Origin of the sequence: Shimwellia blattae DSM 4481 = NBRC 105725, assembly GCF_000262305.1 — a bacterium.
GTDB classification, from domain to species: Bacteria; Pseudomonadota; Gammaproteobacteria; order Enterobacterales; family Enterobacteriaceae; genus Shimwellia; species Shimwellia blattae.
This window is the reverse complement of sequence record NC_017910.1, coordinates 874372-888341: the sequence shown is the minus strand read 5'-3', so window position 1 is coordinate 888341 and position 13970 is coordinate 874372. Positions and strand designations below refer to the sequence as shown.

The 13970-nt window shown below is 58.6% G+C and carries 15 protein-coding genes; 2 read left to right on the top strand and 13 right to left on the bottom strand.

The features are described 5' to 3' along the window. Positions 1 to 145: 145 nt before the first annotated feature. From EBL_RS04165 to cysD, 10 genes are all read right to left on the bottom strand, one after another. A complete protein-coding gene (locus tag EBL_RS04165; protein ID WP_002442467.1) occupies positions 146 to 772 on the bottom strand; it encodes a protein-L-isoaspartate(D-aspartate) O-methyltransferase in 627 nt (208 codons plus the stop codon). Then, positions 766 to 1527 (bottom strand): 5'/3'-nucleotidase SurE, encoded by a 762-nt coding sequence (gene surE / locus EBL_RS04160; protein ID WP_014715854.1) that lies wholly within the window; start codon positions 1525 to 1527, stop codon positions 766 to 768. Before surE ends, EBL_RS04165 begins: the two co-directional genes overlap by 7 nt. Then, positions 1508 to 2557 (bottom strand): tRNA pseudouridine(13) synthase TruD, encoded by a 1050-nt coding sequence (gene truD / locus EBL_RS04155; protein ID WP_002442464.1) that lies wholly within the window; start codon positions 2555 to 2557, stop codon positions 1508 to 1510. Before truD ends, surE begins: the two co-directional genes overlap by 20 nt. After that, positions 2554 to 3033: a 2-C-methyl-D-erythritol 2,4-cyclodiphosphate synthase gene (gene ispF / locus EBL_RS04150; protein ID WP_002442462.1), complete on the bottom strand. Its 480-nt coding sequence runs from the start codon at positions 3031 to 3033 to the stop codon at positions 2554 to 2556. The genes truD and ispF overlap by 4 nt, the downstream gene beginning before the upstream one ends. Before the next feature lie 12 nt (positions 3034 to 3045). After that, entirely contained in the window at positions 3046 to 3741 is a 696-nt protein-coding gene (gene ispD / locus EBL_RS04145) for a 2-C-methyl-D-erythritol 4-phosphate cytidylyltransferase (protein WP_002442459.1), read from the bottom strand. A 21-nt stretch (positions 3742 to 3762) separates the two neighbouring features. Beyond that, positions 3763 to 4077, bottom strand: coding sequence for a cell division protein FtsB (gene ftsB / locus EBL_RS04140; protein WP_002442457.1), 315 nt, complete (start codon positions 4075 to 4077; stop codon positions 3763 to 3765). Between the two features lie 173 nt (positions 4078 to 4250). Continuing rightward, entirely contained in the window at positions 4251 to 4574 is a 324-nt protein-coding gene (locus tag EBL_RS04135; protein ID WP_002442455.1) for a DUF3561 family protein, read from the bottom strand. A 48-nt stretch (positions 4575 to 4622) separates the two neighbouring features. Further along, positions 4623 to 5228 (bottom strand): adenylyl-sulfate kinase, encoded by a 606-nt coding sequence (cysC, locus tag EBL_RS04130; RefSeq protein WP_002442453.1) that lies wholly within the window; start codon positions 5226 to 5228, stop codon positions 4623 to 4625. Continuing rightward, the gene (gene cysN / locus EBL_RS04125; protein WP_002442451.1) at positions 5228 to 6664 is read right to left on the bottom strand and encodes a sulfate adenylyltransferase subunit CysN; all 1437 of its coding nucleotides are present in this window, start codon (positions 6662 to 6664) and stop codon (positions 5228 to 5230) included. The genes cysC and cysN overlap by 1 nt, the downstream gene beginning before the upstream one ends. Positions 6665 to 6675: 11 nt before the next feature. Further along, the gene (cysD, locus tag EBL_RS04120; RefSeq protein WP_002442449.1) at positions 6676 to 7584 is read right to left on the bottom strand and encodes a sulfate adenylyltransferase subunit CysD; all 909 of its coding nucleotides are present in this window, start codon (positions 7582 to 7584) and stop codon (positions 6676 to 6678) included. 285 nt (positions 7585 to 7869) lie between these two features. On the opposite strand from cysD, the gene EBL_RS04115 reads away from it, so the two are divergent. Further along, positions 7870 to 8907 (top strand): aminopeptidase, encoded by a 1038-nt coding sequence (locus EBL_RS04115; protein WP_002442447.1) that lies wholly within the window; start codon positions 7870 to 7872, stop codon positions 8905 to 8907. A 23-nt stretch (positions 8908 to 8930) separates the two neighbouring features. On the opposite strand, the gene cysH is transcribed toward EBL_RS04115, so the two are convergent. Genes cysH through cysJ form a run of 3 tightly spaced genes read right to left on the bottom strand, consistent with a single transcriptional unit; the run spans position 8931 to position 13229 of the window. After that, positions 8931 to 9662 carry a phosphoadenosine phosphosulfate reductase gene (cysH, locus tag EBL_RS04110; RefSeq protein WP_002442445.1) on the bottom strand — a complete coding sequence of 244 codons (732 nt, stop codon included), beginning with the start codon at positions 9660 to 9662 and terminating at the stop codon, positions 8931 to 8933. 52 nt (positions 9663 to 9714) lie between these two features. After that, positions 9715 to 11427 carry an assimilatory sulfite reductase (NADPH) hemoprotein subunit gene (cysI, locus tag EBL_RS04105; protein WP_002442443.1) on the bottom strand — a complete coding sequence of 571 codons (1713 nt, stop codon included), beginning with the start codon at positions 11425 to 11427 and terminating at the stop codon, positions 9715 to 9717. Then, positions 11427 to 13229 (bottom strand): NADPH-dependent assimilatory sulfite reductase flavoprotein subunit, encoded by a 1803-nt coding sequence (cysJ, locus tag EBL_RS04100; RefSeq protein ID WP_002442441.1) that lies wholly within the window; start codon positions 13227 to 13229, stop codon positions 11427 to 11429. The genes cysI and cysJ overlap by 1 nt, the downstream gene beginning before the upstream one ends. 361 nt (positions 13230 to 13590) lie before the next feature. Here cysJ and queD point away from each other — a divergent pair, with 361 nt between their 5' ends. Continuing rightward, a complete protein-coding gene (gene queD / locus EBL_RS04095; protein ID WP_002442439.1) occupies positions 13591 to 13956 on the top strand; it encodes a 6-carboxytetrahydropterin synthase QueD in 366 nt (121 codons plus the stop codon). The last annotated feature ends 14 nt before the right edge of the window (positions 13957 to 13970 follow it).

Sequence of the window (13970 nt, the reverse complement as noted above, 5' to 3'; positions counted from 1 at the left end):
GGCGCAATGTGAATGTTGGGCTTCCCGCGCTCATTTATCCCCCGAAAATAAAAACTTTCTGACTACACCGGCGCTTTACGGCGCGCAATTATCATCGCGCTACCATACGCCGGGGCCTCATCAATAACACCAGGATATTCCTGACTTATGCCAGCTCCCCTTTGACCAGGGGAACAAAGCGCACCGCTTCAATGGTTTCAACAATAAACTCATCCCCCCGGCGGCGAACGCACTTCAGATACTGGTGCGTCTCCCCGACCGGCAGCACCATAATGCCGCCTTCATCCAGCTGGGAGAGCAGCGCCGCGGGGATCTCTTCCGCAGCGGCAGTCACGATAATAGCGTCAAACGGCGCCCGCGCCTTCCAGCCCTGCCAGCCGTCGCCGTGACGGGTGGAAACATTATGTAAATCAAGCTGTTTCAGCCTGCGCCGGGCATGCCACTGCAGGCTTTTAATCCGCTCGACTGAGCAGACGTGGTGCACCAGATGGGCAAGGATTGCCGTCTGGTATCCGGAGCCGGTGCCGATTTCCAGCACCCGAGATTCCGGCGTCAGCCCCAGCAGCTCAGTCATTCTGGCGACCATATAGGGCTGCGAAATAGTCTGCCCCGAGCCAATCGGCAGGGCGGTATTTTCCCAGGCTTTATGCCCGAATGCCTCATCAACAAACTTTTCGCGCGGCACCCGGGCAATGGCCGCAAGCACCCGCTCGTCGCGGATCCCCTGGGCACAGAGCTGATTAATAAGCGTCTGGACACGATTGATTACCATTGGCCGTCCACTCCTGAGCGCTCCAGCCACTGGCTCAGCACATCGTGGGCGCCATAGGCGGTTAAATCCACCTGTAGTGGCGTAATCGACACGTATCCTTCATCAACGGCCGCGAAATCCGTGCCCGGGCCCGCATCGCACTTTTCGCCCGGCGGGCCAATCCACCACACGGTATTACCGCGCGGATCCTGCTGTGGGATGGCGGTTTCTGCAGGGTGGCGGGCCCCGCAGCGGGTAATGCGGATGCCTTTAATGTCGGCGAGGGGTAAGTCCGGAACGTTAATATTGAGGATCCGCCCGGTACGCAGGGGCTCACGCCCCAGGCCACGCAGAATACGGCAGGTTACCGCCGCGGCGGTATCGTAGTGGCGGTGGCCGTTAAGCGACACCGCCAGCGCCGGGAAGCCAAGATGGCGCCCTTCCATGGCGGCAGCCACCGTACCGGAGTAGATAACGTCATCGCCAAGGTTCGCACCGGCATTAATGCCCGAGACCACAATATCCGGGCGCGGGCGCATTAAGGCATTCACCCCGAGATACACACAGTCCGTTGGGGTGCCCATCTGTACCGCAATATCCCCGTTGGGGAAGGCAAACGTACGCAGAGAAGATTCCAGAGTCAGGGAATTAGACGCACCGCTCCGGTTACGATCCGGCGCCACAATTTGCACCTCAGCAAATTCCCGCAACGCGTGCGCCAGCGCCTGAATACCAGGCGCATGGACACCATCATCGTTACTCAGCAATATCCGCATAATCACCCTGACTCGTTATTAATTCCCTTACCACGCTGGTGGCAAAACTCCCGGCGGGCAGCCAGAAGTTCAACTGAACAGTAACATCATCCCACCACTCCCAGGCCAGATCCCGCGGGAACAGCAGCATGGCGCGGCGGGCGGCTTCGACACGCTCACGCACCAGTAATTCCAGCAGCGCGGGCTCTTCCGCCATGATCTGCTGTTCAGACAAGAGCGCCTCGCGCTGGGTGCCGGGCTCACCGCTGCCGGCCAGCGCGGCGGTAATCAGCAGTTCTTTGCTGTCCACCCGCGCCTGCAGGGCCGCAAGCTCATCCGCCCCGGCCACAAACCAGCTACCGCGCCCGGCTAATTGTAGCGCATCCCCGTCAACGACCTGATTAAAATCCGTTTTTTTCAGCCGCTCACTGACAATCTGATTAAACAACGCACTGCGGGCCGCAGACAAGGCAAAACTGCGCTTATTGCGATCGCGGATGGGGCGGTTGTCCGCCGCCCAGCGCCGGGCCGCACTCAGATTACTGCCGCCAAGGCCAAAGCGCTGTAAGCCAAAGTAGTTAGGCACCCCGTCGCGCACAATCGCATTCAGGCGCCGGGTCACCTCTTCCCGGTCAGAGACTTCACGCAAGACCAGGGTAAAGTGGTTGCCCCGCAGCGCGCCGGTGCGCAGTTTGCGCCGGTGGCGGGCATATTCCAGCACTTCGCAGCCCTCAAGGGAAAAGCCCTGTAAATCCGGGGTTTCCTTGCCGGGCAGGCGCACACACAGCCACTGTTCGGTCACCGCGTGCTTGTCTTTTTGCCCGGCGAAGCTCACTTCCCGGGCATGCACTTTCAGAAATTTCGCCAGCGCATCGGCCACAAAACGGGTGTTGCACCCCTCTTTGCGAATACGCACCAGCAGGTGCTCGCCGTCGCCATCCGGACCAAACCCCAGATCTTCAATCACCACAAAATCTTCCGGGCTGGATTTTATCAGGCCCGTGGCGGCAGGTTTCCCGTGCAGCCAGGTGACATTATGCACATCAATCATAGGGGGGCCTTACTGATCAGGGCCACCGCCTCCACGGCGATCCCTTCGCCGCGCCCGGTAAAGCCCAGCTTTTCTGTGGTGGTGGCTTTCACGTTGACATCATCCATATGGCAGCCTAAATCTTCGGCAATAAAGACCCGCATCTGGGGGATATGGGGGGCCATTTTCGGCGCCTGGGCAATAATCGTCACATCCACATTTCCCAGCCGGTAGCCTTTTGCCGCAATTCGCCGCCAGGCTTCACGCAGCAGCTCGCGGCTGTCGGCCCCTTTAAAGGCCGGGTCGGTATCCGGAAACAGTTTGCCAATATCGCCCAGCGCGGCCGCGCCCAGCAGGGCATCTGTTAAGGCGTGGAGCACCACGTCGCCATCAGAGTGGGCCAGCAGCCCCTGGTCATAGGGAATGCGTACCCCACCCAGGATAACCGGGCCGTCGCCGCCAAAGGCGTGTACATCAAAACCGTGTCCAATCCGCATTTTGCTTTCCTTTTATCGGCGTAGAGAGAGATAAAATGCCGCCAGATCCAAATCCTCCGGGCGGGTTACTTTAATATTATCAGCCCGCCCGCACACCAGCGCCGGGTGATACCCGCAATATTCCAGGGCGGAGGCTTCATCAGTAATGGTGGCGCCTTCATTCAGCGCCCGCTGCAGGCACTCTTCCAGCAGTTCCCGGGGAAAGAGTTGCGGGGTCAGGGCGTGCCACAGGTTTTCGCGATCCACCGTATGGGCAATGGCTGCGCTGCCCGGCTCGCTGCGTTTCATGGTGTCGCGCACCGGTGCGGCAAGGATCCCGCCGGTACGGCTGGTGGATGTCAGCGCCAGCAGGCGCGTTAAATCATCCTGGTGCAGGCAAGGGCGGGCGGCGTCATGCACCAGTACCCAGTGGGCTCCCCGGGCGGCCTGTAAGCCAGCCATCACCGATTCCGCCCGCTGGCTGCCGCCGGTTACCACCTGAATACGCGGGTCGGTTGCCAGTGGCAGGGTTTCAAACCAGTGATCATCAGCGCTGATGGCGATAATAATACGACGGATAGCCGGGTGCGCGGTCAGGCACCCGATGGTGTGCTCAAGGATAGTGCTATCCCCGATGGTAAGATACTGCTTCGGACATGCCGTTTGCATCCGGCTGCCAATACCGGCAGCCGGCACCACGGCAACCACATCCGGGAGGGAAGAAGCCATGCTCTGAACCTGAACGATTATTTAGCGATTATTTTGCGTCGGATTACCTGCGGCACGGCGCGAAGCGTCTGGCACCATACGGTAGAAGGTTTCTCCGGGTTTGGTCATACTCAGTTCGTTACGGGCGCGTTCTTCAATCGCTTCCTGACCACCGTTAAGATCGTCAATTTCCGCAAACAGCTGGTCATTGCGCGCTTTCAGTTTGGTGTTGGTCGCCTGCTGGGTCGCCACATCCTGGTTTACCCGGGTATAATCGTGAACGCCGTTTTTACCGAACCACAGAGAATACTGTAGCCAGACCAGCAATGCCAACAGCAGCAATGTCAGTTTGCCCATCCCGCCCCCTGAAACAAGATACTTCCCGCTAACCACATCTCTGAAAAACCCCGGAACCTACTTATTCGACAAAGTGCCGCAGAATGTAACACAGAATACGCCGTCATGCGCGGTCCATCCCGCCATGCTCACGCTTATAAATAGTCTCTTACGGATTGACATAGCTCTGGGCGTTATCCCGGCAGCCACAAAAACAGGATCCCGAACATCACCGCCACCGTCACCAGGGTGGCCGCACCGCTGTACAGCATCCGCTGGGCCAGCAGGGAGTGCATCGCCACGCCGACCACCACCGCAACCGGCATCAGAGCAAGGAAGAACGGCCAGGTATAGAGGAAAAAAAACAGCGTATTGGAGCCATACACCGCAAACGGCAGCGCCAGCGCCAGTAGCCACGCAATAAACCCCATGATCCCGCCTGATAAGGACCACGCGGTTTCATCATCCGTTTGTGGCCCGTAAGCCCGCGATAAAAAAAGGTTACTGCCGTTGCGCATAGCTATCCCGTGACGTGGCGTCACCGGGGGGAGTCCCCCGGTAGTGTCTCAGGATTTGATGATATCTTTATGACGCAGCAGATCTAACAGTTGGGCAACTAAATTTGTTACCAATTGTTCGCCATCAAGGTGAATTTCCGGCTGTCCGGGCGCTTCATATACCGCATCAATACCGGTGAAGCCAGGCAGCTTTCCCGCCCGGGCTTTTTTATACAGCCCCTTGGGATCCCGGCTTTCACAGGTGCTGAGCGGCGTATCGACAAACACCTCAATAAAACGCCCGGGCGCCAGACGCTCGCGCACCATCTGGCGCTCTGCCCGGTGCGGGGAGATAAACGCACTCAGCACCACCAGACCGGCGTCAACCATCAGGCGGGCCACCTCCCCTACCCGGCGAATATTCTCGCGCCGGTCGTCGTCGCTAAACCCCAGGTCGCGGCACAGACCGTGGCGCACGTTGTCGCCATCCAGCAGGTAGGTGCTGACACCCCGCTCATGCAGGGCGCGCTCCAGCGCCCCGGCAACCGTGGATTTACCCGAGCCGGAAAGGCCGGTAAACCACACCACCGCCCCCCGGTGACCGTGCTGCTGCTCACGCTGCTCACCGGTGATAACATGCTGATGCCAGACGATATTTTCGTCATGTACCGCCATTAGCGGCCCCCCGCCAGGCTGCGCAGATCCCGGGCTTCCCAGTGGGGGAAGTGGCGGCGGATCAGGGCGTTAAGCTCCAGCTCGAAGTCGCTGAAGTTCTCTACAGCCTGCACATCCGCACTCAGGGTGCTGTGGACCATGCCCGCCCCCACCGTGACGTTGCTCAGGCGATCAATAAAGATAAGCCCGCCGGTTACCGGGTTGTCCTGGTAGGTATCAATCACCAGCGGCTCGTCAAATGTCAGCTCCACCCGGCCAATGCCGTTAAGAGGCAGTTGCTCTGCCTGGTGCCGGTCCAGCGTATTGATATCAACCTGGTGGCGCACGGCATCAACCCGGGCCCGGGTTTTCTTACCGGCGATTTTAATATCGTAGCTCTGCCCGGCCACCAGCGGCTGCTCGGCCATCCACACCACATCCAGCGCGGCGCGCTGTACCGCAGGCAGCGAGGTGTCGGCACTGACCAGCAGATCCCCGCGGCTGATGTCTATCTCATCCGCCAGTACCAGGGTGACCGCTTCACCGGCCCCCGCCTGCTCCAGGTCGCCATCAAAGGTGACAATCCGCGTTAGGGTGGATTCCCGGCCAGAGGGCAGCGCTTTTATGCGCTGGCCAACCGTCAGCTGGCCGGAGGCTATCGTCCCGGCATAGCCGCGAAAATCCAGATTCGGGCGGTTAACATACTGTACCGGGAAGCGTACCGGCTGGTTATCCGCCGTGTGGTTCACTTCTACGGTTTCCAGCAGCTCCAGCAGTGTCGGGCCGCTGTACCAGGGCATATTCACGCTCTGGCTGGCAACGTTATCCCCGTCAAGGGCAGACAGCGGAACAAAGCGGATATCCAGCTCGCCGGTCAGTTGCCCGGCAAAGGCCAGATACTCCTGTTTTATCGCCTCAAAACGATCCTCGCTGAACGCCACCAGATCCATTTTATTGACGGCCACCACCAGGTGGCGGATCCCAAGCAGGGTGGAGATAAAACTGTGGCGCCGGGTCTGATCCAGCACGCCTTTGCGGGCATCAATCAGCAGGATAGCCAGATCGCAGGTTGAGGCGCCGGTCGCCATATTGCGGGTGTACTGCTCGTGCCCGGGGGTATCGGCAATAATAAATTTACGCTTCTCGGTAGAGAAATAGCGGTAGGCCACATCAATGGTGATGCCCTGCTCCCGCTCGGCCTGCAGGCCGTCTACCAGCAGCGCCAGATCCAGCTTCTCCCCCTGGGTGCCGTGGCGTTTACTGTCGCTTTGCAGCGAGGATAACTGATCTTCATAGATCTGGCGGGTGTCGTGCAGCAGGCGGCCGATCAGCGTGCTTTTGCCGTCGTCCACGCTGCCGCAGGTCAGAAAACGCAGCAGGCTTTTGTACTGCTGCGCCTGTAAGTAGGCTTCCACCCCGCCCTGGCGGGCAATTTGTTGTGCGATGGTATTGTTCATGGGCTGGCTCCTTAAAAATAACCCTGGCGTTTTTTCAGCTCCATGGAGCCTGCCTGATCCCGGTCGATCACCCGCCCCTGGCGTTCACTGGTGGTCGATACCAGCATCTCTTCAATAATTTCCGCAAGCGTCTGCGCATGTGATTCAACGGCGCCGGTCAGTGGCCAGCAGCCCAGGGTGCGAAAGCGCACCATACGCCGTTTAATCACTTCGCCGGGCTGAAGATCGATACGATCGTCATCCACCATCATCAGCATGCCGTCGCGCTCCAGCACCGGGCGCTCTGCCGCCAGATACAGGGGAACAATGTCGATATTTTCCAGGTAGATATATTGCCAGATATCCAGCTCGGTCCAGTTAGAGAGCGGGAACACACGAATGCTCTCCCCTTTGTTGACCTGGCCGTTATAGTTGTGCCACAGCTCCGGGCGCTGGTTTTTAGGATCCCAGCGGTGGAACCGGTCGCGGAAGGAGTAAATCCGCTCTTTGGCGCGGGATTTTTCTTCATCGCGCCGCGCACCGCCGAAGGCCGCATCAAACCCGTATTTGTTCAGGGCCTGTTTCAGCCCTTCGGTTTTCATAATGTCGGTGTGCTTCGCGCTGCCGTGAACGAACGGGTTAATCCCCATTGCCACCCCTTCCGGGTTGCGGTGCACCAGCAGCTCGCAGCCGTAGTTTTTCGCGGTGCGGTCGCGAAACTCATACATTTCCCGGAACTTCCAGCCGGTATCAACATGTAATAACGGGAAAGGTAAGGTTCCCGGGAAAAACGCTTTACGCGCCAGATGCAGCATCACCGAAGAGTCTTTACCAATCGAGTAGAGCATCACCGGATTAGAAAATTCTGCGGCCACTTCACGAATAATATGGATGCTTTCTGCCTCCAGCTGCCGCAGATGCGTGAGTCGTTTTTGGTCCATAACCTTTCCTTTGCGCCTTTATTGCCCGGGGGTCGGGCGGGTAGTGACAGGCAAGTTGTCAGAGCGAATTAACCGACTATAAAGGGAGGTCTTATTCGAGATGAAATTACCAATTGGAATGACTAGTTCCACAAAAGAATAACAACCTGGCAAAGCAACGATCTTATTGTGCTTAACATGCTATTTTTCTTGCATTTAAGAATGAAGGAATTGCGTACTGCGTGTCCGCGTCCGATACTGCGGTAGTCAGAATTTTTCCTTTCTTAGCCCGAGGATTTCATTATCATGTTGCCCGCATTCCGTCGTCTGGTACGCAGCCTGACGATTGGTGCCGCCTGCCTTTTTCCTGTGCTTGCTCAGGCCTCTGCTCCCGGCGTTCTGGCGAGCGAGCAGACCCGTTATATTGCCACCCAGTTCCCGGGCCGTATGGCCGGTAGCCCGGCGGAAATGTTGTCTGCAGAGTATCTGCGCCAGAAGTTCGCCTCATGGGGTTACCAGAGCGATATCCGCACCTTTAAAGGGCGCTATATCTATACCGCCCGCAGCGGTACCACGAACTGGCATAACTACACCGGCAGCATGGTACTGGCCGCCCACGAAGGCCAGGAGCCACAGCAGATTATCGTTATGGCGCACCTGGACACCTACACCCCGTTAAACGACAAAGACACCGACCAGAACCTGGGCGGGCTGACTCTGCAGGGGGTGGATGATAATGCCGCCGGTATCGGCGTCATGCTGGAGCTGGCTGAGCGCCTCAAAACGGTGAAAACCACATACGGTATCCGGTTTATTGCCAGCAGCGCCGAAGAGGTAGGCATGAGCGGGGCGCAAAATATCCTCAGGCGTATGAGCCCCCAGGAGCGCAAAAATACCCTGCTGGTGATCAATCTCGATAATCTGATAGTGGGCCAGAAGCTGTGGTTTAACAGCGGGGTCTCCACACCGGCCTCCATCCGTAAGCTGACCCGGGATAAAGCCCTGTCTATTGCCCGCACTAAGGGCATTGCCGCAGGCACTAACCCGGGTCATAACCCCCGTTACCCGGCGGGCACCGGCTGCTGTAACGACGCCGAACCTTTCGATAAAGCCGGGATCCCGGTGCTGTCAGTGGAGTCCCTTGACTGGCAAAACGGCCTGAAGAACGGCACGCAATACCCGGTAAGCCGCGCCTTCCCCCAGGGCAGCAATATTCACAACATTAATCTGGATAATCAGCAGTATCTGGATAAACACCTGCCCGGGCGTATTGAAAAGCGCAGCCGGGATACGGTACGCATTCTGCTGCCGCTGATTCAGGATCTGGCTAAAGCCCGCAGTTAACTCCGCGGGCTGGCAGGGGCGGGTTACTCGTGTAGCCCGCACTCTCTTTTCAGGCCAAAGAAGCGCGTCTCTTCTTCTGCCATGCCCGGCTGCCACTTGCGGGTGGTGTGGGTATCCCCCACGGATAAATAGCCCTCATCCCACAGGGGGTGGTATTTCAGGCCGTGCTGCGTCAGATACTGGTACACGGTGCGGTTATCCCAGTCGATAATCGGCAGCACTTTGAAGACACCACGCTGAATGGCCAGCACCGGCAGTGCCGCCCGGCTACCGGACTGCTCCCGGCGCAGGCCGGCAAACCAGGTCTGGCCGTTGAGCTCTTTCAGGGCGCGGTTCATCGGCTCCACTTTATTGATCTGGTTGTACTGCTCAATCCCTTCCACCCCCTGCTCCCACAGTTTGCCGTAGCGGGCTTCCTGCCAGGCGGGGCTGTGCGGCGCGCGGTAGATTTTAAGGTTCAGTTTCAGCTTTTCCGTCAGCTCATCAATAAAGCGGTAGGTTTCCGGGAACAGGTAGCCGGTATCCGTCAGGATCACCGGAATATCCGGGCGCTGCTGGCTCACCAGGTGCAAAGAGACCGCCGCCTGGATACCAAAACTGGAAGAAAGCACAAACTCGCCGGGCAGATTTTCCAGCGCCCAGGCCACCCGCTGTTCCGCGCTCAGGCTTTCCAGCTGCGCATTGGTGGCGGCCAGCGCCTGCTGCTGCTCCCCTTTGGGCAGTGCCCCCAGTGCGCTGAGATCAAATTGCGACATAGTTACCTCGTCAGATCTGCGGGGGCCGCAGCCCGGCCCCCGCTCTGTTGAACTACTCCCAGAAGTCCCGGGCCGGATCCAGTACCGGGCGCACAATGCCGCTGCGCACCACAAAGTCACCGAACCCTTCGTTATCCTGGCGCTCGGTAGCCCAGCGCCCGATAAGCGCATCCAGGGTGGTCAGGATCTCCGCGTCGGTAATATTCTCCCGGTACATACGCGGTATGCGGGTGCCGATACGGTTACCGCCAATATGCAGGTTGTAGCGGCCCGGGGCTTTGCCCACCAGCCCTACTTCCGCCAGCAGGGCACGGCCACAGCCGTTCGGGCAGCCGGTCACACGCAGAACGATATGCTCATGGCCCAGGCCGTGTGCCGCCATAATGGCGTCCACTTTGTCCACAAACTGCGGCAGGAAGCGTTCGGCCTCCGCCATGGCCAGCGGACAGGTGGGGAACGCCACACAGGCCATGGAGTTTTCCCGCTGGGGGGTTACCGCCGCCATCAGCCCGTGGTCCCGGGCCAGTTTTTCAATGCGCTCTTTCTGGCTTTCCGCCACCCCGGCGACAATCAGGTTCTGGTTCGCCGTCAGGCGGAAGTCCCCCTGGTGCACCCGGGCTATCTCCAGCAGGCCGGTTTTTAACGGCCGCCCCGGGTAGTCCAGGATGCGGCCATTTTCAATAAACAGTGTCAGGTGCCATTTGTCATCAATGCCTTTAACCCAGCCAATGCGATCGCCGCGACCGGTAAATTCATAAGGACGAACCGGTTCGAAGCTGATCCCGGCCCGGCGCTCAACTTCTGCCTTAAACACCTCCACCCCGACCCGCTCCAGAGTGTATTTGGTTTTGGCGTTTTTACGGTCGGTACGGTTCCCCCAGTCGCGCTGGGTGGTGACCACCGCTTCGGCCACGGCCAGAGTATGGGCCAGCGGAATATAGCCAAATTCACTGGCGGTGCGGGCGTAGGTTTTCTTATTCCCGTGGTCAATCGACAAACCACCGCCCACCAGCAGGTTAAAGCCCACCAGCTTGCCATTTTGTGCAATGGCGACAAAGTTCATGTCGTTGGCGTGCAGATCCACATCGTTTTGCGGCGGCACCACAACGGCCGTTTTAAATTTACGCGGCAGATAGGTCGGCCCGAGGATCGGCTCTTCATCCGTGGTGGCGACCTTTTCCTGATCCAGCCAGATCTCCGCATAAGCCCGGGTGCGCGGCAGTAAGTGTTCGGAGATCTTCTTCGCCCATTCGTAGGCTTCGGCGTGCAGCGCAGACTCTACCGGGTTTGAGGTGCACAGCACGTTGCGGTTAACATCGTTGGCGGTGGCCAGCGCGTCCAGCCCGACCTCATGCAGCCCCTGATGGGCCGATTTAAGATCTTTTTTCAGGATCCCGTGGTACTGGAAGGTCTGACGATTGGTCAGGCGAATGCTTCCGTACAGGGTGTGCTCCCCGGCAAATTTGTCAATTTTCTGCCACTGCAGCGGGGTGATAATGCCGCCGGGTAAGCGGCAGCGCAGCATCATGGCGTGGCGCGGCTCCAGTTTCTGCTCAGCGCGCTCGGCCCGGATATCCCGGTCATCCTGCTGATACATACCGTGGAAGCGGATCAGCAGGAAGTTATCCCCGCGAAAGCCGCCGGTCAGCCCGTCGTTTAAATCTTCGGCGATGGTGCCGCGCAGAAAGTGGCTTTCTGCCTTCAGGCGCTCGGCATCCGCCAGCTTACCTTCCACCACCAGAGGTCCTGGGTGTTTTTCGCTCATTAGTAGACATCCCGCTGATATCGGCGCTCAATGCGCAGCTCACTTAAAAATTCATCTGCCGCCCCGGCGTCCATCGCGCCCTGGTCAGCAATCACGTCCAGTAATGCCTGTTCAACGTCTTTCGCCATACGGCTGGCGTCTCCGCAGACATAAATGTGGGCACCGTTGTTGATCCAGCGCCACAGTTCAGCCCCCTGCTCGCGCAGTTTGTCCTGAACATAGATTTTTTGTTTTTGATCCCGCGACCAGGCCAGATCGATACGGCTCAGCACCCCGTCTTTGACGTAGCGCTGCCACTCCACCTGGTAGAGAAAATCCTCGGTAAAATGCGGGTTACCGAAGAACAGCCAGTTATTCCCGGTCGCCCCCTGCGCGGCACGCTGCTGCATAAACGCGCGGAAGGGGGCAATGCCGGTGCCCGGGCCAATCATAATCACCGGGGTCTGCGGATCCGCCGGTAAGCGGAAATTGTCATTGTGTTCAATGAACACGCGCACTTCGCCGTCCTCTTCCAGCCGGTCGGCCAGGAAACCAGACGCCCCGCCGGTGCGGGCACGGCCTTCAATCTCATAACGCACCACGCCGACCGTGATATGCACTTCGTTTTCCACCTCCTCCCGGGAGGAGGCAATAGAATAGAGGCGCGGCGTCAGCGGGCGCAGCAGGCCCGTGAGTGCCCGGGCATCCAGCTGGGCTGGCGCAAAGCGCACCATATCCACCAGCGGTGTGGTTGCGGCATACTGTTGCAGTTGCGCTTTATCGCCAACCATCGCCAGCAGCGACTCGCTACGGGTCAGCGTGGCGTAGTTTTCCACGATAAGCGGCGTGTTCACCGTCAGCTCAAAGTGCCACTGGAGTGCTTCCCGCAGGGGCAGGGTTTTGCCGCTCACCTCAACGGGCTCATCCCCGGTCAGCCAGGCAAGCTCCACCAGCTCCTGAACCAGGGCCGGGTCGTTCTGATACCAGACCCCGAGCGCATCACCGGGCTGGTAGTGCAGGCCGGAATCACCGAGATCAATCTCCAGGTGGCGCACGTCTTTTTCAGAGTGGCGACCGGTAATTTTCTGGTTGACCGCCAGGGTTGCTACCAGCGGATTTTCCCGGGTATAGTGCGTGGTGCTGGCCTGGCTGGCGCTGCCGGTGACCGGCGCTGCCACCGGTGCCGGGCTCCCGGCGCGGGATTTCAGCACCCCGGTTAACCGGGCGCGCCACTGCTGTGCCGCCTCCTGGAAATCCACATCCGCGTCTACGCGATCAAGCAGGCGTTCCGCCCCCAGCTCAGCCAGTTTGTTGTCAAAGTCTTTGCCGGACTGGCAGAAGAATTCGTAAGACGAATCCCCCAGGCCCAGCACCGCAAAGGCCGTATCACGCAGCTGAGGCGCTTTTTTCGAGAATAAATATTTGTGCAGCGCGATCGCCTCTTCCGGCGGCTCCCCTTCCCCCTGGGTAGAGGTCACGATAACCAGTAGCTTTTCCTGGGCGATCTGTTTGAATTTATAGTCCGCCGCACTGACCAGGTTCACCGCCAGGCCCGCCTGCTGTAAATCGTCCCGCAGGGCCTCAGAGACCCGGCGGGCATTGCCGGTCTGGGAGGCGGAAATCACGGTAACAGAAGCGGGCCCGGCGCTGGCGTTGACTACCGGGGCCGTGGTGTTGCCTGCCTGCGGGCTGGCTATGCCCCAGAAATAACCGGATATCCAGGCCAGCTGTAAGGGGGAGAGATCTGCGGTTGCGCCTTGCAGCCGCGCCAGCTGTTCCGCACTCAGCGGCTGCAGCGGTAATGGGGGGACCTGTGTTGTCATGCGTTATTATGTTCCAGTAGCGAATCAGGGCAAAAAAACAAAACTGAAAGTAAGGTTAACGGCGCAGGTAATAACAATTAAAGAAGTGATAGAAATATTAAATAACAAAATGGACTAACCAGTTTTAGTCATCATTATTATCTGAAAAACAGATAATTTAACACACTGATTATAAATATTATTACTGTTGTTTACCTCCGCGTTACCCGGCGGTGCCCCGCCCGGTAATCACAACCGCCCGCAATAAATGTTTACTCTGCCGCTCAGACTCCGGGCCTGCGGGCAGCACAGATGCCGGGTGCAAAAAAGCGCCAGATCCTGTACTATGCGTCGGTTTTTTTGCATGACTGAGAACCGTAAAATGGCAACTACCCTGTTTAAAGATTTCACATTTGAAGCCGCTCACCGCCTGCCCCATGTGCCGGAAGGCCATAAATGCGGTCGCCTTCATGGCCACTCTTTTATGGTTCGTCTGGAGATAACCGGCGAGGTGGATCCGTACACCGGCTGGGTTGTCGATTTCGCTGAGCTGAAAGCGGCGTTTAAGCCCACCCTGGACCGGCTGGATCACTACTATCTGAATGAGATCCCGGGCCTTGAAAACCCCACCAGCGAAGTGCTGGCGAAATGGATCTGGGATCGTCTGCAACCGGTGATGCCGCTGCTCAGCGCGGTGATGGTCAAAGAGACCTGCACCGCTGGCTGCATCTACCGTGGCGAGTCATAAGGCCGCTTCACAGA

Bases quoted from the DNA above. Each gene is read 5' to 3' on its own strand.
- queD (WP_002442439.1), top strand. From the start codon at position 13,591: ATGGCAACTACCCTGTTTAAAGATTTCACATTTGAAGCCGCTCACCGC.
- EBL_RS04135 (WP_002442455.1), bottom strand. From the start codon at position 4,574: ATGCGCAACGGCAGTAACCTTTTTTTATCGCGGGCTTACGGGCCACAA.
- truD (WP_002442464.1), bottom strand. From the start codon at position 2,557: ATGATTGATGTGCATAATGTCACCTGGCTGCACGGGAAACCTGCCGCC.
- surE (WP_014715854.1), bottom strand. From the start codon at position 1,527: ATGCGGATATTGCTGAGTAACGATGATGGTGTCCATGCGCCTGGTATT.
- EBL_RS04165 (WP_002442467.1), bottom strand. From the start codon at position 772: ATGGTAATCAATCGTGTCCAGACGCTTATTAATCAGCTCTGTGCCCAG.
- cysN (WP_002442451.1), bottom strand. From the start codon at position 6,664: ATGAACAATACCATCGCACAACAAATTGCCCGCCAGGGCGGGGTGGAA.
- ispD (WP_002442459.1), bottom strand. From the start codon at position 3,741: ATGGCTTCTTCCCTCCCGGATGTGGTTGCCGTGGTGCCGGCTGCCGGT.
- cysD (WP_002442449.1), bottom strand. From the start codon at position 7,584: ATGGACCAAAAACGACTCACGCATCTGCGGCAGCTGGAGGCAGAAAGC.
- cysI (WP_002442443.1), bottom strand. From the start codon at position 11,427: ATGAGCGAAAAACACCCAGGACCTCTGGTGGTGGAAGGTAAGCTGGCG.
- cysC (WP_002442453.1), bottom strand. From the start codon at position 5,228: ATGGCGGTACATGACGAAAATATCGTCTGGCATCAGCATGTTATCACC.
- ispF (WP_002442462.1), bottom strand. From the start codon at position 3,033: ATGCGGATTGGACACGGTTTTGATGTACACGCCTTTGGCGGCGACGGC.
- cysJ (WP_002442441.1), bottom strand. From the start codon at position 13,229: ATGACAACACAGGTCCCCCCATTACCGCTGCAGCCGCTGAGTGCGGAA.
- cysH (WP_002442445.1), bottom strand. From the start codon at position 9,662: ATGTCGCAATTTGATCTCAGCGCACTGGGGGCACTGCCCAAAGGGGAG.
- ftsB (WP_002442457.1), bottom strand. From the start codon at position 4,077: ATGGGCAAACTGACATTGCTGCTGTTGGCATTGCTGGTCTGGCTACAG.
- EBL_RS04115 (WP_002442447.1), top strand. From the start codon at position 7,870: ATGTTGCCCGCATTCCGTCGTCTGGTACGCAGCCTGACGATTGGTGCC.